A 21,884-nucleotide genomic window follows, 5' to 3' on the forward strand; every position below is an offset into this window, starting at 1 on the left:
AATCCATGCCAATTCCCATAGTAAATTCTATTGCTTCGTGGTTTTTAAAAAAGCGGTTCCATCAAATTGAACTCTTTTTGAAATACCCTAATGAAGTACAAAATGAATTACTGTTTAGCTTATTAAAATTCGCTAAGGATACCGAAATAGGAAAACAATATGATTTTGCCTCTATAAAAACCTACGCAGAATTTAACGATCGTATTCCCATTGTTAATTACGAGATTATTCAACCGCTAATTGAACGATCTAGAAATGGTGAGCAGAACATTTTTTGGCCAAGGCCTATTAAATGGTTTGCGAAGTCGAGCGGTACAACCAATGCAAAAAGTAAATTCATTCCTGTTAGTATGGACTCTTTGGAAGACTGTCATTACGCGGCCAGTAAGGATTTACTCTGTATGTACCTTAACAATAACGAAGACGCACAATTGTTTACTGGCAAGAGCTTACGGTTGGGTGGCAGTAAAGAACTTTACAAAGAGAACGGAACCGTATTTGGAGACCTAAGTGCTATTCTTATAGATAACATGCCATTCTGGGCAGAGTTCAGCAGCACTCCTAGTAGTAGAGTATCACTGATGAGTGAGTGGGAAACTAAAATGCAAGCCATTGTTGACGAGACCATTAATGAAAATGTAACTAGCTTAGCTGGTGTGCCGTCTTGGATGCTTGTCTTGCTCAATAACGTTTTAGACAAGACAGAAAAGGAAAGTATTTTTGATATATGGCCAAATCTTGAAGTTTATTTTCATGGTGGTGTCAGTTTTAATCCTTACAAAGACCAATACAAAGCCATATTACCTAAAAATAATTTTAGATATTACGAAATTTATAATGCTTCGGAAGGGTTCTTCGCTATTCAAGACCAAAATAATTCTAGTGATTTAATGCTAATGCTAGATTATGGTATCTTCTATGAGTTTATTCCTATGGATTCTTATGGTACAAGCGAGCAAAAGGTAATTCCTTTAAGTGAGGTTGAGCTCAATAAAAACTATGCCGTAATCATCACTACAAATGCTGGACTTTGGCGTTATAAAATTGGTGACACCATTCGTTTTGTGAGTTTAAGTCCGCATAGAATAAAAGTTTCTGGTAGAACAAAACATCATATCAATGCTTTTGGAGAGGAATTGATTATTGAAAATGCTGAAGATGCCCTAAAGAAAGTCTGTAAAAGAACCTCAGCAGAAATTGTGGATTATACTGCGGCTCCAATCTATATGAATGGCAAAGAAAAAGGGGCTCACGAGTGGATCATTGAATTTAAAAGGCCACCCGAGGATATGTCTTATTTTGAAGAGTTATTCGATAACGCTTTAAAGTCATTAAACTCTGATTATGAAGCCAAGCGTTATAACAATATGACGTTAAACAAACCAAAAATTCACTGTGCCAGAACCAACCTTTTCTATGACTGGCTTAAGGAAAATAATAAACTGGGAGGACAACATAAAGTCCCTCGTTTATCCAACTCTAGAGATTATGTGGATGAGTTATTGCGTCTAAATGAAGTCTAAAACCACCTAATTTCATCGATGAAATCAGTATTTGCTTAATAATTGTCGGATAAATACGATTATTATCTAAAAAAAGTGACAAAAACATAGGGTGTGTAACATTGTTGGTAATTTGCTATTGCTATTAATCCATTATCCCTACGTTATGAAATCTACGATTCATGTGCTGTTATCGGCACTTATGATCTGTACTTACTCTTCATTAGATACTACAGACCCTGCAAAAGACAGTGTTGATGACCGAAACAAAAGTGGCTACACTTACACTGTAAATATTTCAAAAATTAACTCCAAGTATTCTGAAATTGCCTGTACCACGTTTAGAAATAAATTGGTTTTGGTATCCTCAAAGAAAATTGGCGGTTTAGGTAACGGAGTAGATCCTGTTACCAATGAACCTTTCACTGATTTGTTTTGCACGGATATTGAAGCTTATGGCAAATTATCGCAACCTTTATTATTTAGTCGTATTTTAAACACTAAGGCCAATGAAGGTCAAGTTGCTTTTTCACCAGACGAACATACCATTTATTATACACGAAGTACGCGTACCAATTCCTTGAACTATAAATTATTTAAAGCCGAATTGGAAAAAGATTCTTATGGTAATTGGATCAATGAAATGGAGCTTTCTATTAGTAGTGATGACTACTCTATAGAAAATCCGCATGTATCATCTGACGGAAAGCACCTCTATTTCTCTTCTAATATGTCAGCTGGTTTTGGAGGTTTTGATATTTATAAAGCTGAAATTAAAGCTGATGGCTCACTTGGTCATCCTGAAAACCTGGGAAGTACAATTAACACTTCTGAAGACGAAAAATATCCGCATACATCCAAAGATGGTACAGAATTGTTTTTCTCTTCCAAAGGACATAACAGTATTGGTGGTTATGATATCTTCATTTCTACAGTGACCAATTCGGATTACAAAACTCCAAGAAATTTAGGGTATGCTGTTAATTCAGAGAAAGATGAAGTTGCGTTTATATTTATTGATCATAAGAAAGGCGTATTCTCATCTAACAAAGACAATGAGAACAATGCGTTTAACTTGTATAGATTTCAGTCGAGAGCAATTTATCAAGAGCTTAATGGTATTGTAATAACTGAAGATGATAGAATATTACCAAATGCAACCGTTGTATTGTTAAACGGTGAAGGGCAAGAGATAGAACGACAAGTTACAAGTAATGATGCCACTTACAGTTTTAAAATCAAAGCTTTTGAAGACTACCAACTAAAGGTGGTTAAGGATGGTTACAAAGATTATTCTTTAAAATTTCAATCTGAGGAAAGCCAATTTAAGGCCATATTAAAACTATCCTCTAAGGTAAGTTATAACCAAAAATAGTTGTGAACCATTTAACGACATTTAGTGCATTGAAATTTCATACAACGAGATTTAAAACACCTTTAACCAAAAAAGAAAATAAAAACGTTTTACTCTAAAAGTTGATTCTATATTAGCAGTAAATAAATGTGCTATTAAGTTTATTTAAACCTTAATTAAATAATTATAAAATATTGCCAGCAATATTATATTAATCAATCCTAATTCAATAAAAAAAACCACAATCTTGAGATTGTGGTTTCTTTTTTTATTAAACTTTTTTAATCTAAGACACCGCCTTCAACTTCTTTAAAGTAGATTTAGACAATCTGTCTTCTGCGTAAGCTTTGGTGACATTCAGTTTGGTTTCACCAGAGCCTGGTAAATCGAACATCGCTTCCGTTAATATCTCTTCGCATAGCGAGCGTAATCCACGAGCACCTAATTTATATTCTATTGCTTTTTCTACAATATAATTTAATGCTCCTTCAGTAATGGTAAATTCAACCTCATCCATGGCAAACAATTTTTTGTATTGTTTGATAATGGCATTCTTAGGCTCAGTTAAAATGGCTCTAAGCGTGTCTGCATCTAAAGGATCCATGTGAGTTAACACAGGTAATCGACCAATAATTTCTGGTATCAATCCAAAATCCTTTAAATCTTTTGGTATGATATACTGTAAAATGTTATCATTATCTATGGTATCATCCTTAACGGTACTATATCCTATGGCTTGCATATTGAGTCGTTTGGTTATAACACGTTCAATACCGTCAAACGCTCCACCAGCTATAAATAAGATATGCTCTGTATTAACTTCAATAAATTTTTGATCAGGATGTTTACGACCTCCTTTTGGCGGTACGTTAACTACAGTCCCTTCCAATAATTTTAACAAGGCTTGCTGTACACCTTCACCAGATACGTCTCTGGTAATTGAAGGGTTATCACTCTTACGTGCAATTTTATCTATTTCATCAATAAATACAATACCGCGTTGGGCTTTTTCAAGATTATAATCAGCAGCTTGTAACAAACGGGTTAAAATACTTTCAACATCTTCACCAACGTAACCTGCTTCAGTAAGTACAGTTGCATCAACAATTGCCAATGGCACATTGAGCATTTTAGCCACCGTTTTTGCCATTAAGGTTTTACCAGTACCTGTTTGCCCAACCATAATGATATTACTTTTTTGAATCTCAATATCATCATCAGAAGGTGGTTGCAATAAACGCTTATAGTGATTATAGACAGCAACGGACATCACACGCTTTGTGTATTCCTGTCCAATGATATATTCGTCTAAGAATGCTTTAATTTCTTTGGGTTTTCTTAGCATCAGTTCTGCACTGAGCTCAGAATTGCCTGTTTGCTTGGACTCTTCAATAACAATACCATGCGCTTGCTCTATACAGCGATCACATATATGTGCATCTAGTCCTGCAATCAATAAATTTGTTTCTGGCTTTTTCCTACCACAAAACGAACATTCTAATTCTTCTTTGGCCATTTTAAATTTCATTTAGGTTTCCACAACAATGGAAATCTTCTCATTATTTTATCTTCAAATACTTTAGTCGTAAGTAAATACTATTACTTGCGTTCTAAAACTTCATCAATCATTCCGTACTTAAGGGCTTCTTGAGATCGCATCCAATAATCTCTATCAGAATCCTTCTCTACTTGCTCTATGGAGTTGCCTGAATGGTCCGCAATGATTCTATACAATTCTTCTTTAACACGTATCGTTTCCTTAAGGGCAATTTGCATATCACTTAATTGACCTTGCGTACCACTACTCACCTGGTGAATCATGACGCGAGAATGTTTTAACGCAGAGCGCTTCCCTTTTTCACCAGCACATAACAAAACTGCAGCCATTGAAGCAGCAATACCTGTACAGATTGTTGCTACATCTGGTTTTACAAATTGCATAGTGTCATAAATCCCTAAACCAGCATATACACTTCCGCCTGGGGAATTAATATAAATTTGAATATCCTTTGAAGCATCCGCACTCTGCAAAAACAACAGTTGTGCCTGAATGATGTTTGCAACTTGATCATTGACTCCAGTACCAAGAAAAATGATACGATCCATCATCAAACGTGAAAACACATCCATAGCAACGGCATTCATCTGACGCTCTTCAATAATATTAGGTGTTAAATTTGAAGGGTACATGCTATCAATTATTTTGCTGTAATAGTTACTATTGATACCCTGATCCTTTATAGCGAATTTTTCGAATTCTTTTCCGTAATCCATTTAATTTCAATTTGTTTTTTGATTAAAAAAAAAAGCGTAAAACTTTTCAGTTCTACGCCTTAAAGATACTAATTTATTCAATAACCCTTAACTGTAGAATTCTTTAACAAAATCATCATAAGTGATTTCCTTTGTCTTAAGGTTTGCTTCAGTTTTATATAGGTTTAATAATTTTTGGCTCATCAACTGCTCAGAAAGGCGTTTTACCTCTTCTTGATTTCCAAGTATACGAGCTGCAATATCTTCCAATTCTTTCTCTGAAGGATTCATTTGCCCAAACTGTGCCATTTGCCCTTTTATCATTTCCATAGCATAAGCCTTCAATTCTTCAAACTGAACCTGTAAGTTATGCTCAGTAATTAATTTACCTTCAATTAACTGGTAGCGCATACTCTTTTCAGACTTCTCATATTCTTCTTTAGCCTGTTCTTCTGTCATTGGTTCTTCACCTGCAGTTTGCATCCATTTTTGAAGAAATTCTGCTGGTAAATCAAACTTTGTGCTTTCTACCAAATATTCAGTAACGTCATTCAACAATTTTTGGTCACTTTGTTGTTTGAATTGCTTTTCAGAATCTTCCTTAATTTTTTCCTTCAATTCAGTTACAGATGTTACCGCTTTAGGACCAAACAATTTATCAAACAACTCTTGGTCTAAATCAGCCAACTCACGCTCATTGATTTCAGAAACTTCAAAGTTAACGTTGATATCTAATCCGTGAGCATCATCATGAGGCACTTTTAAGAACGTCATTAAATCATGATCGTCATTAAATAAACCTTTAGTTTTTAACTCAATAACGTCACCAACTTTAGCACCAATAAATTTCTTTGGATTTGTTTTTCCTTTTAATTTATCTAATGTGAATGTCGCTACATTCTCAATGCCTTTTTCCTCGTTAGTGAACTTTCCTGTTACTTCAGAATCTTTAGTGACTTCGGTTTGAGAAATAAGCTTACCATATTGCTTTTGGATGTGCTTAACTTGATTATCAATCATCTTATCATCCGCGACGATATTGTAATGCGTAATGGCTTTTTTTCCTTTTAACTTAACATCGAATTCTGGTGACAAACCTAATTCAAACTCAAAAGAAAAAGCATCTGCATCCCAGTCTAAATCATCTTGTGGTTTTGGTAATGGATTACCAAGAACATCTAGCTTCTCTTCAACGAGATATTTACCCAATGCATCTTGAAGCAATTTGTTCACCTCATCCACCAATACAGCTTTACCATATTGCTTTTTAACCATTCCCATTGGCACATGTCCTTTTCTAAACCCAGGAATGTTAGCAGACTTACGATAATCCGTTAAGATTTTCTCTACTTTATCGCTATAATCCTCTTTAGCGATATCCACTTTTACAACTGCATTTAATGCATCAATGTCTTCTCTTGTAATGTTCATTATTTTTGTAACTAAAAATTGGGCTGCAAAAATACAATATTTTTTACAACCCAACAATTGTTTTAAGTGATTGAATTTAAGTTACTTTTTGTCTTCTTTTAAGAAGGATTGTAGCAACGATTGTAGTATGGATAATAAAACACTAAAAAGAAGTGCTGTCCAAAAACTACTTACGCCAAATCCGTCTATAAGTTTATCTGCCAAAAGTATGATTAATGCATTAATAACTAACAGAAAAAGACCTAATGTAACTATTGTTATTGGTAAGGTAAATATTACCAAAATCGGTTTTACCAATAAATTAAGAATTGATAGTACCACTGCTACTATAATAGCACCAACATAGCCATCTACAGTTACACCGTTTAGGATATGTGCTAAAACAAAAACAGCTAAGGCATTTAGTAAAAGTCTGATTATTAAATTCATAGTCTTATTTTTTTATTAATTTACCATAAAAACGATTGGTATTGAAAAAGGCATAGTTACCGGCTCGCCTCTTTGCGTACCCGGCTCTACGTTTGGTAATTTTTTTATAATTCTTTGAGCCTCGTTTTCTAATTCAGGATGTGGCCCTCTAACTTTAATGTCTTTAACGGTTCCTGATTTATCGATTTTAAACATGACATAAATGCGCTTTTTTCCAGGTGACAACCCTAATTTTTCAATCTTTTTCTTGTCAAAGTTTGAAACAATATGTTCAGCTACTCTCTGGTTTGCACACTTACGTTTCGCCATGTTTCCGAATACGTCTTCGCAACCTGGAAAAATCGGAAATTTTTCTATCACACCATCTGGGACAACAGTAGGTAATATATCTAAATCTTCTTTCTTAGTGTTTATTTTTCTGATTTTTTTGCCTTTCTCGTTATAATTAATCCATGTTTTGGCAAACTCATTATTTTCGTAATAACCCTTCCAAATTAGGTTTCCATTATTATCGTAACGTTTTTCTTCACCATTTTTTCTGTCATTAAGAATAACTCCCTGAATCTTTATCTCACCATTATTATGATAATTTTGATACATCCCGTTTCTATATCCATTTTCATAACTGATACTCCATTCTAAATTCTCATCTTCATCATATAATTTCCATTTACCATAGAGCTGAAAATCTTTATAATTCGCTTCAATTTTCAACTTCCCTTCTTCGGTAAATTGTTTATAGTATCCGCTTTTACAGGCACGTTCATAAAACAAACCACCAGACTCATCATATTCTCTTACTACATGAATATCACCTTCTTTTTCGATTTTTCTTTTTACCGAACCGTCATCAAAAAAAGAAATCTCAGGAATATCCTTTTTCCCCTTTGTAAAGCTTGAAATATTAACAACCTGTCCGTTTTTATTATAACCTTTCCATTCACCGACACGCTTACCGTCCTTATATTGACCTTCTAACATCAATTCGCCCGAGTCATGATAATCTTTAAATGGTCCATCTGGTCGGTTTTGCGATATTGAAGATTGAATACTGAATAAAAAAAGTGTAAGTATAAAAATGTTTTTCATATTGAAAATTAGTTATTTTTTATTGAATAAATTCCATTACAACATCATAAAATTCCTTAGAGTTCTCAGCATGTAACCAATGACCAGCGTTTGTTATGGTAACAATCTTAGAATTGGGAAAATGTCTATTAATGATCGTTTCGTCCGTTTCGCCTATATATTCAGATTTGTCTCCACGCAAAAACAACGTCTCTTTATCAAAAGTAGCATGGACAGGCAAAGCTTCACCAACTTCAGATACTTGCTCCTTTAAGACTTCAAGATTCATTCTTAATCCCAATTGGCCTTTTTCGACCCAATACAAATTTTTGAGCAAAAACATACGTGTACCTATTTCTGGGACATAAGCACTTAAAGCTTCATCGGCTTCGCCTCTACTTTTAATTTCAGAAAAATCCAAACTACTCAGACCTTCTAAAATGGCATCGTGGTGTACAGGATAATAACGAGGTGAAATGTCAGCAACCAGCAATTTATTTACCAGCTCTGGATATTTAGCCGCAAAGAGCATCGCTGTTTTTCCTCCCATACTATGTCCCAATAGTACGATATCACTCAAATTATTTTCATAACAATACCGTTTCAGATCCTCAGCCATGAGTTCATAGTCAAATTCATCAGCATGAAAACTGCGACCATGATTACGCTGATCTACGAGATGAACTTCAAAATTAGATTCCGAGAATTGCCTGGCCAAGGTTTTCCAGTTGTCGCCCATACCCAAAAAGCCATGTAAAATCACAAAGGGTTTTCCTTTACCTATAATATTGGAGTATAAAATCATTTCAGCTTTTCTAAATACATTTTAATCACATTCTCAGCTCCTAAGTAAAGGCTTTCTGCTATTAAGGCATGTCCGATGGAAACCTCTAACAATCCTGTAATGTTTTCTTTAAAGTATTTGATATTATCTAAAGATAAATCGTGACCTGCATTAATGCCTAATTGAAGTGCATTGGCAAGACCTGCACAAGCCATATAAGGTTTTATACCTTCTTTATTTCCCAACTTATATTGATGTGCATATGCCTCAGTGTAAAGCTCAATTCTGTCTGTTCCTGTTTCTTTTGCTCCTTCAATTTGGTGCAGATCAGGGTCAACGAAAATTGAAGTCCTTATACCATTGTTCTTAAATTCCTTAATCACATCAATAAGAAAATCCTTGTGCCTTACGGTATCCCAACCTGCATTAGAGGTAATGGCATCTTCTGCATCTGGCACCAAGGTTACCTGGGTTGGTTTTATCTCTAAAACCATATCCACAAATTTAGGGATAGGATTTCCTTCAATATTATATTCTGTATGAACTTCTGGCTTTAGGTCATAAGCATCTTGGTAACGAATATGGCGTTCATCTGGTCTTGGGTGAATCGTTACTCCCTCCGCACCAAATCGTTGTACATCTTTTGCAAATTCCACAACATTTGGCACATCGCCTCCTCTGCTGTTTCTAAGTGTAGCAATCTTATTTATATTAACGCTTAACTTTGTCATTCCATTGGGTTTTGTATTACAAAAATACAGAACTCATCTTGGGTTATTATGCTTATTTTTGATTAATTTGCAAGATATTGAAACCCGAATTATGCAGTTACAAGATTTAGTTATAAATGACATAAACCCATTAAACATTACTGATAAAATCAGCGATTTACAAATGCTTTTTAATCAGTTGACATATTCTCACATTCCTATACAGAAAGATGGAGTTTACATGGGCTGTATTTCTGAAACTGATGCCCATTGTTTTGATGGTGCAAAAATCATTGGGGACTGCAATTATACTATCGAAGGTTTTTTTGTGAGACCTACCACTAACTGGTTAGATGTATTGGAAGCTTTTGCACAAAACGACTCTAACATAATGCCTGTTTTGGATAAGAACAACCTGTATCTTGGCTATTACGAGCTCAATGACATTATGCACTTGTTTAATGAAACACCTTTTTTTTCTGAACCTGGAGGCATTCTAATTGTTGAAAAAGGGATACACGATTATTCGTTTAGTGAAATTAGTCAGATTGTAGAGTCCAATGATGCTAAATTGATGGGTGCATTTATCTCTAAAATGGACAGTGATTTGGTAAGAATTACCTTAAAAATTGGCAACGCCAGTCTTAATGAAATTATTCAAACCTTTAGACGCTACAGCTATAATATTGTATCGGGTCATGAAGATGATTCTTATATTGAAAGCCTAAGAGAGCGCTCTCAATATCTTGACAAATACCTAAACATGTAATATGAAAATAGCAGTTTACGGTCAGAATTATGCCAAAGAATCTACTCAAAAGGCATTCGAAATTCTACTCGATGTACTTTTAGAGCGTAAGGTCGGTGTTTACATTGAAGAAGATTTTTTAAAACTTCAAAATGAAGCTATTCAAACTAGTTCTGCTATTGCAAAGTTCAAAGAATTAGATGATACTTTTGATTTACTAATAAGTATAGGTGGAGACGGAACCATTTTAAGAGCTATAACCTTTGTACGAGACTTGGGCATCCCAATCGTTGGTATAAACACAGGTAGATTAGGGTTCTTAGCGACTATTCAAACTGATGAGATAGAAGCTTCACTTTCTGAAATATTTAAAGGAGACTATAAAATATCCGAGCGCTCATTGCTTAGTGTTAGCACTTCGCCTACCAACAGTGATATTACAGACACCAACTTTGCACTAAATGAAATCGCTTTAAGTAGAAAGAATACCACATCAATGATTACGGTAAAAACACACCTCAATGATGAGTATTTAACGTCCTATTGGGCAGACGGTCTTATTCTTTCGACTCCAACAGGCTCAACAGGATATTCCTTGAGTTGTGGCGGACCTGTAATAGCACCAGATGCCAATAATTTTGTCTTAACACCTATTGCACCTCATAATTTAAGTGCGCGCCCTTTAATTATACCAGACAATACAACAGTTACCTTTAGGGTTGATGGTCGAGAAGATCAATTTCTAATGTCCTTAGACTCTAGAATTGCGACCTTACCAAATACTACAACAGTCACCGTTAAAAAAGCTGATTTTGTAATTAAGATGGTAGAGCGCTTAGACGAAACCTTTTTAGACACGCTAAGAAAAAAACTACTTTGGGGTGAAGATCGTCGCAATTAGGCAATAAATACAAGCAAATTCTGTTTATCTGTAAGACTATTAGCATCAAATTGTTATAGGCTAATCATTATTATTATATTTGCAAACTTTGAAAAATTTATGAGGTATTTAATCCTAATTCTAATAAGTATATTTTTCGTCCAAAATACCAATGCTCAAATTTATGAGGTTGGTGTATTTGCTGGTGGGAGTAATTTTATAGGAGATGTTGGGGCAACCGATTATATTTCCCCAAACCAAGGTGCGTTTGGAGCCATCTTTAAATGGAATAGAAGCCCAAGACATTCGTTTAGAGCTTCTGTAATTTTTTCAGATTTAGAAGGTATCGATGCTAAATCAGATGACCCAAGGAGAAGACAACGTGGTTACAACTTTAACACTAGTATTTTAGAAATCTCTGCTGGTATGGAATTTACGTTTTGGGACTTTAACCTACACGAAATAGGCATACAAGGCACACCGTATTTATATTCTGGTATTACCTTGGCAAATCACGATAATTATTACTTTACGCCTGCTGGCGAATACACTTCAGAAAACACATCGAGTTGGGCTTATGGTATTCCCATGGTGCTAGGTTATAAAACCAACATTAGCAATCATCTTATATTAGCGTTAGAAATTGGTGCGCGCTATACTTTTTCTGATGAACTAGACGGTAGTGTACCAGACAATAAAGACAGACAGCAATTAAGTTTTGGAAATACTAATAGCAATGATTGGTATGTATTTTCAGGAATTACATTAACTTACACCTTTGGCAGAAGACCTTGCTATTGTAATTTTTAAATGAGCCTTAAAGAACAAATAAATAAAGAAAAGCTTCCTAACCATGTCGCCATTATTATGGACGGCAACGGACGTTGGGCAAAGCAACAAGGCCTTATGCGTGTAATTGGTCATGAGAGCGGCACTAAATCCGTTAGACAAGTTGTTGAAGCCAGTGCAGAGCTAGGTATAAAAAATCTAACTCTTTATGCCTTTTCGACTGAGAACTGGAACAGACCAAAACTAGAAGTCCAAACATTAATGAAACTTTTAGTAAAATCCCTGAAAAAAGAAATAAAAACTCTTCAAGACAATAACATAAAACTATCAGCTATTGGCTGTCTACACGATTTGCCAAAAAAAGCGCACCAAGAACTTTTAGATGTTATAGAAAAGACGAAAAATAATGAGAACATGACATTAACCCTAGCCTTAAGCTATGGTTCTCGTGAAGAAATTGTTAATGTTATTAAAGAATTATCACTTAAAGTTAAAAATAATATAATTTCTACAGAAAGTATTGATGAATCCATTATAAATAAGCATCTTTACACGCAAAATTTACCAGACGTTGACCTACTTATTCGCACAAGTGGTGAACAGAGAATAAGTAATTTTTTGCTTTGGCAAATTGCCTATGCAGAATTGTATTTTACGGATATTTTATGGCCAGATTTTAAGAAGGAAAACCTATACGAAGCGCTCATAGACTATCAAAATAGAGAACGAAGATTTGGAAAAACAAGCGAACAACTCACCTAACAATAAAGTATTGAACACTTTTACTAAACTTATTTGTATTGTATTATTTTTTACAATCTCCTTAAAAAGTAATGCACAGGTTCAAGATGGTGCAAAATACTTGATTAAAGACATTACCGTAACAGGAAATACAAATTTTAGCCCTCAAACTATTATTGCCTATTCTAAGCTTAGAAAAGACGAAGAAATACAGGTTGGAGGAGAAAAAATTGCGAATGCCATTAAAACCTTATGGAAATCTAATCTCTTTAGTAGTATTGACATATACATTACGAATATAGAGGGTAATACTGCGAATTTAGAAATCCGCCTTATTGATTTACCAGAACTATTAGACTTAACTATTGAAGGTGTTAAGAAGAATAAGAAAGCCGAGATAATAAGTGAAAATAAGCTTCAAAGCGGTGTAAAAGTAACAGAAAACCTTATTGCAACTACGCGTAATTATCTTACTGATAAATACAAAGAGAAAGGATATTTAAATACCGATGTAGATATTATTACAACTGAAGTTATCGACTCTGTAGAAAAAGAGCGTGTTAATATGCGCATTAAAATAGACAGGGGCGAAAAGGTAAAGATCAAAAACATCAATTTTGTAGGTAACGAAAAGGTAAAAGATAAAAAGCTTCGTAAAGCAATGAAAAATACGAAGCAAAAAAACTTTATTAGAGTTCTAAAGCGTTCAAAATACATAGAAGAAGACTTTAGAGAGGATTTAGTAAACGTTATAGATTATTATAAAGAAAATGGTTACAGGGACGCCAGAATAATATCAGATTCTATTAGTTATTTAGATGAAAAAAACATCAACTTAGACATTAAAGTTGAAGAGGGAGAGAAATATACTTTTGGTAAAATTGATTTTGTTGGTAATACCGTATACACAGATCAGCAACTGTCAAATTTATTAGGTATAAAGGAAGGTGACACTTATAATGGTGTTGAGCTCAGAGAACGAATCGATGATCCAAATGATCCTGATGCGCTTAGTTTATCTAATGCTTACCAAAATACGGGTTATATGTTCTCTACTATTAACCCTGTAGAAGTTAGTGCTGAAGGTAATGTTATTGATATGGAGATCAGAATCTCTGAAGGTAAACCAGCCTATTTTAACAATGTAACAGTAGTTGGTAATGATGTTACAAATGACCATGTTATATACAGAGAAATAAGAACACGTCCTGGTGAACTTTACAGTAAGTCTGAAATTATTAGAACATTAAGGGAATTAGGGCAATTAGGTTTCTTTGATGCACAACAGTTAGTTCCTAACATTAAAAACCCTAACCCAGTTGATGGCACATTGGATATTGAATATGAAGTAGCAGAACAGGGCTCTAGCCAAATACAACTTCAAGGTGGTTATGGCGGAGGTGGCTTCATTGGTACATTAGGTTTATCTTTTAATAATTTTGCCATAAAGGATATTTTTAAGAAAGAAGCATATAAGCCTGTACCAAGAGGTGATGGACAGAGTTTAGCTTTAAGATTGCAAGCAAGTCAGTTTTTTCAAACCTATAGTTTCTCTTTTAGCGAACCTTGGTTAGGTGGTAAAAAACCGTTTCAATTATCTACGTCGGTTTCGTATTCTAAGCAATTTTTATTCAACTCTCAAACACGAAGAGCTGATAAAAGTAGACGATTTAACATTTTCGGTGTTACTGTTGGCTTAGCTACAAGACTTGCCAAACCAGACGATTATTTTACGCTGTCACAAGCCTTGAGTTATCAAAATTATGACCTTAGAAATTATAACACGGGTTTATTTACTTTTGGAGACGGAACGTCTAACAACTTATCATACACTATTGGCTTAAGCAGAAATAATTTATATACAGACCCTATCTTCCCAACGGGAGGTTCTAATTTTACAGCCTCAGCTAAATTCTCATTTCCTTATTCACTAGTTAATGGAGTAGATTATAAAGCTTTAAAGGACGAAAGAGATCAGCTAGATCCTACCGATCAGGATGATTTTGAGCGTATCGGAGAAATTGACCAGGAACGTTTTAAATGGTTAGAATTCTATAAAATAAAGTTCAAAGCAGATTGGTATACGTCTCTTTTTAAATTAGGCAATAAAGATTTGGTATTAAGACCTAGTTTAGAGTTTGGATTCTTAGGAGCATACAACAACGATAGAGGAGTTATTCCTTTTGAGCGATTCTTTGTTGGTGGTGACGGTCTCGGAAACTTCGCCTTAGATGGCAGAGAGGTTATCCAACTTCGTGGTTATCCTAACCAATCATTATCCTCTACAGATGGTGGTTCTATCTATAACAAATTTTCATTAGAGCTGCGTTATCCTATAACTTTGGGAGCTCAAGCTAAAATCTTTGCGCTTACGTTCTTAGAAGGTGGTCAGTCTGTAAATAATTTTAGGGACTTTAATCCTTTTAACTTACGTAGATCAGCAGGTGTAGGGTTGAGAATTTTTATGCCAGCTTTTGGTTTATTGGGTATAGATTTCGGTCATGCTTTCGATGATTTGCCAGATGGTACTGTGCCTAGAAAATGGGAAACACACTTTATAATTGGTCAGCAATTTTAAGTTTGGCACGATATTTTCTAATTGCTAAATGAGGATTTCATCATGGTGTTAAAATTTTTAAAGATATATTTCGTTAAATTTGAAGATTAGTAACACTAAATAAGATAAAAAACGTTTGGTTTACAACGATAATGTCTCAAAACAAAAACAAACATGATGAAATTTAAAGTTCTTTTTTTACTGGCAGTAATTGGTCTAATGAGCTTTAGTGTTAACGCACAGCGTGGTGTTAGAATAGGGTATATAGATACTGAATATATTTTACAGAATGTACCAGAATATCAAGAAGCTTCTACACAGTTGGATAAAAAAGTTCAACAATGGAAAAGTGAAGTTGAGCAAAAACTCAGTGTCATAGAGCAAAAGAAAAAAGAACTTGAAAACGAAAGTGTTCTTTTAACCAAAGAGTTATATGAAGAACGCATGGAGGATATTTCTTTTGAAGAAGCTGAAATTTTAGACTATCAACAAAAACGTTTTGGCCCAAATGGAGATTTAATCATTCAGAAGCGTCAATTAATAGAACCTATCCAAGATCAAATTTTTGCAGCTGTTCAGCAAATTGCTGAAACGAAAAAATTCGATTTCGTATTTGATAAGTCCGCTGATGTAGTGATGCTTTATTCTGCTGAACGTTATGATATTAGCGAACAAGTTCTAAGAACAATTACAAGAACGTCTAGACGAAGCCAAGCTAAAAACAAAAAAGAGCTTAAGGAACTTGAGGAAGAAGAAGTTGTTCCTGTGGTTAGTGAAGAAAAGGATGAACGCCAAAAAGCTTTAGAAGAACGTAAGGCATCTAGAGAGGCAGAATTAGCTGCCAAACGTGCTGAGCGAGAAAAAGCTTTAGAAGCAAGAAGAGCAACGCAAGACTCTATTAGAGCTGCAAAAAAGCGAGAAGCTGATGAGCGTCGTCAAAAAGTTTTAGATGCGCGAAACAATAAAGATGACGACACTAAAACTACTGCTAAAGACAGTACAGCCAATAAAGCTAAGAGCACAGTTAAAACTGACAGTACAAAGACTAAGGCAACTGTGAAAAAGGACTCAACAAATGCAAAGAAGCCTTTAACAGCAGCTGAGATCAAAGCTAGAGATAGAGAAAATAGAAAAAAAGCTCTAGAAGAACGAAAGAAAAAAATACTAGAAGAAAGAAAAAAAGCACGTGAAGAGCGTGAAAAACAACTAAAAAAGAGAGATTCTATAGCTAAGGCTAGGAAAAACGAAGGAGAAAACAATTAATAATTATAACACACAAATACAATTTAGAAAAATGAAATCACAGATTCACAAACTCACTAAAGCAAATAAATTTCAAGTGAGCAAACATTTAAAATCACTATTATTAGCTGCACTTTTCATTGGAGCAACAAGTTTTATATCTGCCCAAAGTAATGTTGCACATATTAATAAGGAAGAATTGATAAAAGCTATGCCTGCATACACTGCAGCGCAAGGTGAGATTACTAAATTAGGTAAAACTTACGAAGCTCAGATCCAGGATTCTGTAAAAGAATTAGACGCGAAATTAAAGCAGTATAATTCTGAGGCAGAAGCGCAAACGCAAGAAGAGAACCAAAGACGTATGCAAGAAGTTGAAGGTATTAAGCAGAGCATCGCTCAGTTTCAGCAAAATGCACAGCAAGACATGCAGAAGAAAGAATTTGATTTACTTAAGCCTATCTTAGAAGAGGCTGACAAGGCTATACAAACTGTAGCTAGGGCTCAAGGATTTGATTACGTTGTGGATTCAGCAATGTTGATTATGGCAGACGGTAAAGACCTTATGGCAGATGTAAAGGCTCATTTAAAAATATAATGACCTTCTAAATAAATTTTAAGAAAGTCGCTTTTAACAAAGCGACTTTTTATTTTTGTAACAATGAGTAAAAAATCTATTGGCATATTCGATTCTGGTGTTGGTGGTACATCTATTTTTAAGGAAATACATGCCCTTTTACCAAACGAAAACTGTATTTATTTAGCTGACAGCAGAAATGCACCTTATGGTAATAAGTCTAAAGAGGAGATACTTCAGCTCAGTATTAAAAACACCGAATTGCTACTGAGTAAAGATTGTAAAATTATAGTCGTGGCCTGTAATACTGCTACAACAAATGCTATAGATTACCTCAGAGCCAATTATGATGCTTCCTTTATTGGTATAGAGCCTGCTATAAAACCTGCGGCTTTAAAAAGCAAAGTTAAAGCTGTTGGCATTTTAGCGACCAAAGGTACTTTAAGCAGCCATTTATTTCACAAAACATCCGATATCTACGCAAGTGGCATTAAAGTTATTGAGCAAGATGGAGATGGTATAGTCCCATTGATTGAATCAGGAAAATTACATTCCGATGAAATGAAAAAACTATTGGAGACATACCTAAAGCCAATGATAAATGAAAATATCGACTATTTGGTTTTAGGCTGTACACATTACCCTTATCTTATTCCTATACTTAAAGAATTATTACCTGAGAAAGTTACGATTATAGATTCTGGATTAGCAGTTGCCAAACAGACTAAAGCTATACTTAAGGCAAATGATTTGTTGAATCTTGAGACGAAGACTCCCACCATTTCATTATATTCCAATGGAAATATAGAAGTGCTGAATTCTATCTTAGATAATAAATTTGAAACTGCTTATTTAGACTTTTAGAGTAAAAATGCTCTATTCTTTAAACCAGCCCGAATATTTCACATAGTTATTGGCAATACGGTCAATTTCACCCGAAATTAGTTCTTCACTAATGTCCTTGATCTTTTTTGCTGGCATACCTGCGTAAATACTTCCGGATTCTACAATAGTTCCTTGAGTAACCACTGCGCCTGCCGCAATAATACTGTTAGAGTGTACAATGGCATCATCCATAACAATACTTCCCATACCAATCAGTACATTATCGTGAATTGTACAGCCATGTACAATAGCATTGTGCGCAATAGACACATTATTCCCTATGGTTGTTGGTGATTTTTGATACGTAGCATGTATTATAGCACCATCTTGTACATTGACCTTATCACCCATTTTTATAAAATGGACATCACCTCGGATTACGGCATTAAACCAAATACTGCAATTATGACCCATTGTAACTTCACCAACGATGGTAGCATTATCTGCGATAAAACAATCTTCTGGTATTTGTGGGTGTATTCCTCTTACTGGTTTTATTATTGGCATTTTATTCCTTTGCAAAAAGGAATCTCATGATGACAATCCTTTTTTATTAATTTCAATTCAAAATTCAATATTTACCTAAAATACGTTTTAACCTACGAGTTTTAAATTCACATTGAAACCCTTTTTTTGGCACTATTCTTTGTCTCTTAATTTTATAGTAACGTACTAGACTACAATGAATATTTTCAGCTTTAGAGTATTCTTTAGTAGAAGTAATATTCAATTCAAGGATATTATTATTTCGTGACCAAACTCCGTTATATTCTGATTCAATAACTTCATGGTTCCAAAAATATTTCTTTCTGTAGAATTCTCCATTTTTATACAAAACTAAGCTATCAGATTCGAAGTAAGAAAATCCGTTTTTGTTATTAAGCTCTTTTTTAAACAAATAAATTGATTCTATTTCTTGTCCAAATGAAATGTTGATAAAAAAAAAGACTGGTATTATTAAAAGTAATTTCATCACTTAAAATAAGACAACAAATCAGATTTCTTAGAAGCTGACACCATAATTTCCTTTCCGTTGCTCAACACTACACTTCCCCCTTTTCCTTTTACATACTTAACAATTTCATTGACATTCACCAAATAACTTTTATGTACTCTAGCAAAATTGGCATCCTTTAAACTTTCTTCAATATACTTTAAAGTTTTACTTACCAGTTTCTTTTTGTTGTTGTTAAGGTAAATCTCAGTATAGTTATCATCAGCTTTACAGTACATAATGTTGTCTGTCTCCAAAATCTCAAATCCGTTCTGTTGTGGAATGGTAATTTTACCATTTACAGAATTTGTCTTTGGCACTAAAACCTGGTCTTGTAAAGCATCTTCCTTGGCTCTAATTTCAGTAACATAATCCACTGCTTTTATCAATTCATCTATGGAAATAGGCTTCATCAAATAGTACGATGCATGAGCATTTAAAGCCTCAATAGCATAATGGTTATAAGCCGTAACGAAAATAGTTTCAAAATCAATATTACCGACTTTATCCAATAAATCAAATGCATTACCATAAGGCATTTCTACATCCAAAAACACAACATCTAAATCATTATTTCTAATTAAAACCAAAGCTTCATCAACATTAGCAGCTTCGCCAACAATTGAAATATTTGGGCAATACTTAGTGAGATAATTTCTTAGAATCTCTCTACTTTTTTCTTCGTCTTCTACTAATATGGCGCTTAATTTCATATCAATCTTTTTTTAAAGTCACTACAACCTTGGTCCCTACATCTGTTAAATCTTGAAAGTCCTCTATAGTCACATCAACCTTGTCTTTATACATTTCGTTTAAAATGGCAACACGTTTTTTAATGTTGTTCATACCTTTAGAATTCTGTTTCTTTTGGTTCGCCGTTTTTAAGGCTTTAGAACGCTCCCTACCTATGCCATCATCAGTTATAACAATTGCGATTTCGTCTTTAGATTTGGGAAGTATCTCTATGTTAAGGTGTCCTTTTTCGGTTTTATAACGTAAGCCATGCCACACAGCATTCTCAATATAAGGCTGCAATAGCATTGGTGGAATTTGAAACTCATCTACATCAATACTTTCATCAACTTTAATGGAGTAGTCAAATTTATCTTGAAACCTAAAATGTTCTAATTTGGTATATAAATCCAATAACTCAATTTCTTTCTTTAACGGAATAAAATCTTCTTCGCTATTCTCCAATACGGAACGCATTAAATGAGAGAAATCGGATAAGTATTTATTTGCTGTACGTTCGTCATTTGTTGCTATAAAACTGTTAACTGAATTAAGAGCATTAAAAATAAAATGAGGATTCATTTGGCTTCTCAGTGATTTTAAAGCCAATAGATTATTTGCCAAACGCTGTTGCTTTATGTATTTGTACATCATAAAGCCTGTAATTAAAAGCAGTACCAAACCACCAATAAGTGAGTAAATAATTAGTTGTTGACGTTTATTCTTCTCTTGGGTTAACTCATAAGTGCTTCTAGATAATGCCCTATCACTCTCTAATGCCGTAATTCTGTTCTGTTGTATTGCTAAATTTCTACTAAAACGCGCTGCTTGAGATATTTCTTGTTCCTTTTTAGCATATAGTTCATCAACTATGTTTTCATAATTCTCAATCATGGCAAGGCCTTCTTCTGTATCTCCTTTTTTGATAAGCGCTTCAGATAGTTTTCGTGTGGCATCCTTACCTACCACTAAGTCTCCTTTTTTATCAGCCTCTTTTCTGCTTTCTTCTAAAAATGGTATGGCATCATCGTTTCTGTTTTGTAAAATCAGGGCATTTCCTATTTTATAATTTTGTTTCTGTGAAGTGAGTGGACTTTCGTTTGGGATTATAGAATCCTTTTCAATATCCTCAATGTCCTCCAATGCCTGTTTTCTCAATTCTATTTCGCTCTCATAATCCTGGTTTTCGCTGTTAAACTCAGCTACTTTTATCTTTTCTTCTACAGAGCGTTTCTTGTTTTCTTTAGCCGCTAAATCGAGAGAGTTGTCAAAAAAACCTCTAGCTTTAATTTTATCCCCTTTCACATTATAAGCCTGTGCTATTTTAGAATTTAAGTCAGTCACTTTAGGAGCTATCAAATGTCTTTTGGCAATTTTTAAACCTTCTTCATAAGAGGTGATTGCTTTAGGTATATTTTTGAGTTTTAAGTTAGCATCACCAACACCTTCGTACAGTACAGCTTTTTGATAGTTTGACAAATCCTTTTCGTTGAGATTTCCATAAGTAGAAATACTTTCTTTAAGATCTCCGTTATACTCATAAGCTTTTGCCAATTTTAATTTTGCAGATGATGTTTCCGTATTCTGAATACTAATTTTATATGCCGAAATAGCAAGGTCATACTGTTTCCAATACATATAGATATCTCCCAAAAGTTCATGCGCCTCAGCACTCTGACTTGGGGAAACATTGACATTAAGAGCATCACCCACAAACTTTATACTCTTCTCTGCATCTTTCTTTAAATAGGCATCCGCAGAGTCAATCATTTGATTAAATCTTTTAGTAATATTGGCTGTTTTCGTTCTTCCGGAACTCCAACTATCCTCAGAAGTAACTTCAATGATTATTCGTTCTCCACTTTCTATGGTATGGAATATGGTTTCAAAATCCTTGTGCATTACTGTAAGCTGGTCACCGATTTTAGCCTTAATGACGAACTTTCCATCTTTATTTGTTGTTGTATATGTTCCATTATTGACTTCAATATCCACCTGTTCTATAGGAATACGAGAACCTTGTATATAGACAGAACCTCTGATGGTAAATATTTCATCTTCAACTGGGACAACTGCTTCTTTTTTGTTTTGCCCATAACTTAAGGAAGCCGCAAAACAAAAAAGGACAATGAATATGTATTTATACATTAGTTTCACTTTTGTGAACAATTTTTAAATTGGAATAAACTTACATACTTTATTTGGTTT

Annotated in this window: 21 protein-coding genes; 10 read left to right on the plus strand and 11 right to left on the minus strand. The window is 34.2% G+C overall.

The features are described 5' to 3' along the window. The first annotated feature begins 5 nt into the window (after nt 1–5). Together SIB89_RS07270 and SIB89_RS07275 are read left to right on the plus strand one after the other, a co-directional pair. Nucleotides 6–1,523, plus strand: a complete 1,518-nt coding sequence (locus tag SIB89_RS07270; RefSeq protein WP_412561718.1) for a GH3 auxin-responsive promoter family protein — start codon at nt 6–8, stop codon at nt 1,521–1,523. A 145-nt stretch (nt 1,524–1,668) separates the two neighbouring features. Then, nucleotides 1,669–2,877, plus strand: coding sequence for a hypothetical protein (locus tag SIB89_RS07275; RefSeq protein WP_412561719.1), 1,209 nt, complete (start codon nt 1,669–1,671; stop codon nt 2,875–2,877). A gap of 265 nt (nt 2,878–3,142) precedes the next feature. On the opposite strand, the gene clpX is transcribed toward SIB89_RS07275, so the two are convergent. From clpX to SIB89_RS07310, 7 genes are all read right to left on the minus strand, one after another. After that, the gene (gene clpX / locus SIB89_RS07280) at nt 3,143–4,372 is read right to left on the minus strand and encodes an ATP-dependent Clp protease ATP-binding subunit ClpX (protein WP_155090197.1); all 1,230 of its coding nucleotides are present in this window, start codon (nt 4,370–4,372) and stop codon (nt 3,143–3,145) included. Between the two features lie 83 nt (nt 4,373–4,455). Next, nucleotides 4,456–5,130, minus strand: coding sequence for a ClpP family protease (locus SIB89_RS07285; RefSeq protein ID WP_273289032.1), 675 nt, complete (start codon nt 5,128–5,130; stop codon nt 4,456–4,458). A gap of 87 nt (nt 5,131–5,217) precedes the next feature. Beyond that, nucleotides 5,218–6,540: a trigger factor gene (gene tig / locus SIB89_RS07290; protein ID WP_412561720.1), complete on the minus strand. Its 1,323-nt coding sequence runs from the start codon at nt 6,538–6,540 to the stop codon at nt 5,218–5,220. An 81-nt stretch (nt 6,541–6,621) separates the two neighbouring features. Next, nucleotides 6,622–6,969, minus strand: a complete 348-nt coding sequence (locus SIB89_RS07295) for a phage holin family protein (protein ID WP_412561721.1) — start codon at nt 6,967–6,969, stop codon at nt 6,622–6,624. A 15-nt stretch (nt 6,970–6,984) separates the two neighbouring features. Beyond that, nucleotides 6,985–8,058: an energy transducer TonB gene (locus SIB89_RS07300; protein WP_412561722.1), complete on the minus strand. Its 1,074-nt coding sequence runs from the start codon at nt 8,056–8,058 to the stop codon at nt 6,985–6,987. A 19-nt stretch (nt 8,059–8,077) separates the two neighbouring features. Further along, nucleotides 8,078–8,842: an alpha/beta fold hydrolase gene (locus SIB89_RS07305; protein ID WP_412561723.1), complete on the minus strand. Its 765-nt coding sequence runs from the start codon at nt 8,840–8,842 to the stop codon at nt 8,078–8,080. Next, entirely contained in the window at nt 8,839–9,552 is a 714-nt protein-coding gene (locus SIB89_RS07310; protein WP_412561724.1) for a pyridoxine 5'-phosphate synthase, read from the minus strand. The genes SIB89_RS07305 and SIB89_RS07310 overlap by 4 nt, the downstream gene beginning before the upstream one ends. A gap of 91 nt (nt 9,553–9,643) precedes the next feature. Between SIB89_RS07310 and SIB89_RS07315 the strand changes: the two genes are divergently transcribed. The 8 genes from SIB89_RS07315 (at nt 9,644) to murI (ending at nt 17,929) form a co-directional block, all read left to right on the plus strand. Beyond that, the gene (locus tag SIB89_RS07315; protein ID WP_155090204.1) at nt 9,644–10,300 is read left to right on the plus strand and encodes a CBS domain-containing protein; all 657 of its coding nucleotides are present in this window, start codon (nt 9,644–9,646) and stop codon (nt 10,298–10,300) included. 1 nt (nt 10,301) lies between these two features. Further along, a complete protein-coding gene (locus SIB89_RS07320) occupies nt 10,302–11,180 on the plus strand; it encodes an NAD kinase (RefSeq protein ID WP_412561725.1) in 879 nt (292 codons plus the stop codon). 99 nt (nt 11,181–11,279) lie between these two features. Next, the gene (locus tag SIB89_RS07325; protein ID WP_412561726.1) at nt 11,280–11,969 is read left to right on the plus strand and encodes a DUF6089 family protein; all 690 of its coding nucleotides are present in this window, start codon (nt 11,280–11,282) and stop codon (nt 11,967–11,969) included. Next, nucleotides 11,970–12,710 (plus strand): isoprenyl transferase, encoded by a 741-nt coding sequence (locus SIB89_RS07330; RefSeq protein ID WP_155090207.1) that lies wholly within the window; start codon nt 11,970–11,972, stop codon nt 12,708–12,710. After that, a complete protein-coding gene (gene bamA, locus SIB89_RS07335; protein WP_412561727.1) occupies nt 12,682–15,267 on the plus strand; it encodes an outer membrane protein assembly factor BamA in 2,586 nt (861 codons plus the stop codon). The genes SIB89_RS07330 and bamA overlap by 29 nt, the downstream gene beginning before the upstream one ends. A 153-nt stretch (nt 15,268–15,420) precedes the next feature. After that, nucleotides 15,421–16,509 (plus strand): OmpH family outer membrane protein, encoded by a 1,089-nt coding sequence (locus tag SIB89_RS07340; RefSeq protein ID WP_412561728.1) that lies wholly within the window; start codon nt 15,421–15,423, stop codon nt 16,507–16,509. Nucleotides 16,510–16,540: 31 nt separating this feature from the next. Then, nucleotides 16,541–17,086 (plus strand): OmpH family outer membrane protein, encoded by a 546-nt coding sequence (locus tag SIB89_RS07345; RefSeq protein ID WP_412561729.1) that lies wholly within the window; start codon nt 16,541–16,543, stop codon nt 17,084–17,086. A 63-nt stretch (nt 17,087–17,149) separates the two neighbouring features. Next, the gene (gene murI, locus SIB89_RS07350) at nt 17,150–17,929 is read left to right on the plus strand and encodes a glutamate racemase (protein WP_412561730.1); all 780 of its coding nucleotides are present in this window, start codon (nt 17,150–17,152) and stop codon (nt 17,927–17,929) included. A gap of 12 nt (nt 17,930–17,941) precedes the next feature. Here the strand turns inward: murI and SIB89_RS07355 are convergent, their stop codons facing one another. The 4 genes from SIB89_RS07355 to SIB89_RS07370 all read right to left on the minus strand — a co-directional run bounded on the left by SIB89_RS07355 (nt 17,942) and on the right by SIB89_RS07370 (nt 21,824). Continuing rightward, nucleotides 17,942–18,457 (minus strand): gamma carbonic anhydrase family protein, encoded by a 516-nt coding sequence (locus SIB89_RS07355; protein ID WP_412561731.1) that lies wholly within the window; start codon nt 18,455–18,457, stop codon nt 17,942–17,944. Between the two features lie 64 nt (nt 18,458–18,521). Then, on the minus strand, nt 18,522–18,923 hold the full coding sequence (locus SIB89_RS07360; RefSeq protein ID WP_412561732.1) for a hypothetical protein: 402 nt from the start codon (nt 18,921–18,923) through the stop codon (nt 18,522–18,524). Beyond that, the gene (locus SIB89_RS07365) at nt 18,923–19,657 is read right to left on the minus strand and encodes a LytR/AlgR family response regulator transcription factor (protein WP_412561733.1); all 735 of its coding nucleotides are present in this window, start codon (nt 19,655–19,657) and stop codon (nt 18,923–18,925) included. The genes SIB89_RS07360 and SIB89_RS07365 overlap by 1 nt, the downstream gene beginning before the upstream one ends. Nucleotide 19,658: 1 nt before the next feature. Continuing rightward, complete coding sequence (locus SIB89_RS07370; RefSeq protein WP_412561734.1) at nt 19,659–21,824, minus strand: histidine kinase; 2,166 nt, start codon at nt 21,822–21,824, stop codon at nt 19,659–19,661. Nucleotides 21,825–21,884: the final 60 nt, after the last annotated feature.

This window comes from Winogradskyella sp. MIT101101 (assembly GCF_047126865.1).
In the GTDB taxonomy this organism is placed as follows: Bacteria; Bacteroidota; Bacteroidia; order Flavobacteriales; family Flavobacteriaceae; genus Winogradskyella; species Winogradskyella ouciana.

Excerpts from the sequence above, each read along its gene's own strand:
- clpX (WP_155090197.1), bottom strand. The coding sequence starts at position 4,372 with ATGGCCAAAGAAGAATTAGAATGTTCGTTTTGTGGTAGGAAAAAGCCA.
- SIB89_RS07305 (WP_412561723.1), bottom strand. The coding sequence starts at position 8,842 with ATGATTTTATACTCCAATATTATAGGTAAAGGAAAACCCTTTGTGATT.
- SIB89_RS07270 (WP_412561718.1), top strand. The coding sequence starts at position 6 with ATGCCAATTCCCATAGTAAATTCTATTGCTTCGTGGTTTTTAAAAAAG.
- SIB89_RS07340 (WP_412561728.1), top strand. The coding sequence starts at position 15,421 with ATGATGAAATTTAAAGTTCTTTTTTTACTGGCAGTAATTGGTCTAATG.
- murI (WP_412561730.1), top strand. The coding sequence starts at position 17,150 with ATGAGTAAAAAATCTATTGGCATATTCGATTCTGGTGTTGGTGGTACA.
- SIB89_RS07365 (WP_412561733.1), bottom strand. The coding sequence starts at position 19,657 with ATGAAATTAAGCGCCATATTAGTAGAAGACGAAGAAAAAAGTAGAGAG.
- SIB89_RS07275 (WP_412561719.1), top strand. The coding sequence starts at position 1,669 with ATGAAATCTACGATTCATGTGCTGTTATCGGCACTTATGATCTGTACT.
- SIB89_RS07315 (WP_155090204.1), top strand. The coding sequence starts at position 9,644 with ATGCAGTTACAAGATTTAGTTATAAATGACATAAACCCATTAAACATT.
- SIB89_RS07310 (WP_412561724.1), bottom strand. The coding sequence starts at position 9,552 with ATGACAAAGTTAAGCGTTAATATAAATAAGATTGCTACACTTAGAAAC.
- SIB89_RS07325 (WP_412561726.1), top strand. The coding sequence starts at position 11,280 with ATGAGGTATTTAATCCTAATTCTAATAAGTATATTTTTCGTCCAAAAT.
- SIB89_RS07295 (WP_412561721.1), bottom strand. The coding sequence starts at position 6,969 with ATGAATTTAATAATCAGACTTTTACTAAATGCCTTAGCTGTTTTTGTT.
- SIB89_RS07320 (WP_412561725.1), top strand. The coding sequence starts at position 10,302 with ATGAAAATAGCAGTTTACGGTCAGAATTATGCCAAAGAATCTACTCAA.
- SIB89_RS07360 (WP_412561732.1), bottom strand. The coding sequence starts at position 18,923 with ATGAAATTACTTTTAATAATACCAGTCTTTTTTTTTATCAACATTTCA.
- SIB89_RS07300 (WP_412561722.1), bottom strand. The coding sequence starts at position 8,058 with ATGAAAAACATTTTTATACTTACACTTTTTTTATTCAGTATTCAATCT.
- SIB89_RS07330 (WP_155090207.1), top strand. The coding sequence starts at position 11,970 with ATGAGCCTTAAAGAACAAATAAATAAAGAAAAGCTTCCTAACCATGTC.
- SIB89_RS07370 (WP_412561734.1), bottom strand. The coding sequence starts at position 21,824 with ATGTATAAATACATATTCATTGTCCTTTTTTGTTTTGCGGCTTCCTTA.
- tig (WP_412561720.1), bottom strand. The coding sequence starts at position 6,540 with ATGAACATTACAAGAGAAGACATTGATGCATTAAATGCAGTTGTAAAA.
- SIB89_RS07285 (WP_273289032.1), bottom strand. The coding sequence starts at position 5,130 with ATGGATTACGGAAAAGAATTCGAAAAATTCGCTATAAAGGATCAGGGT.
- SIB89_RS07345 (WP_412561729.1), top strand. The coding sequence starts at position 16,541 with ATGAAATCACAGATTCACAAACTCACTAAAGCAAATAAATTTCAAGTG.
- SIB89_RS07355 (WP_412561731.1), bottom strand. The coding sequence starts at position 18,457 with ATGCCAATAATAAAACCAGTAAGAGGAATACACCCACAAATACCAGAA.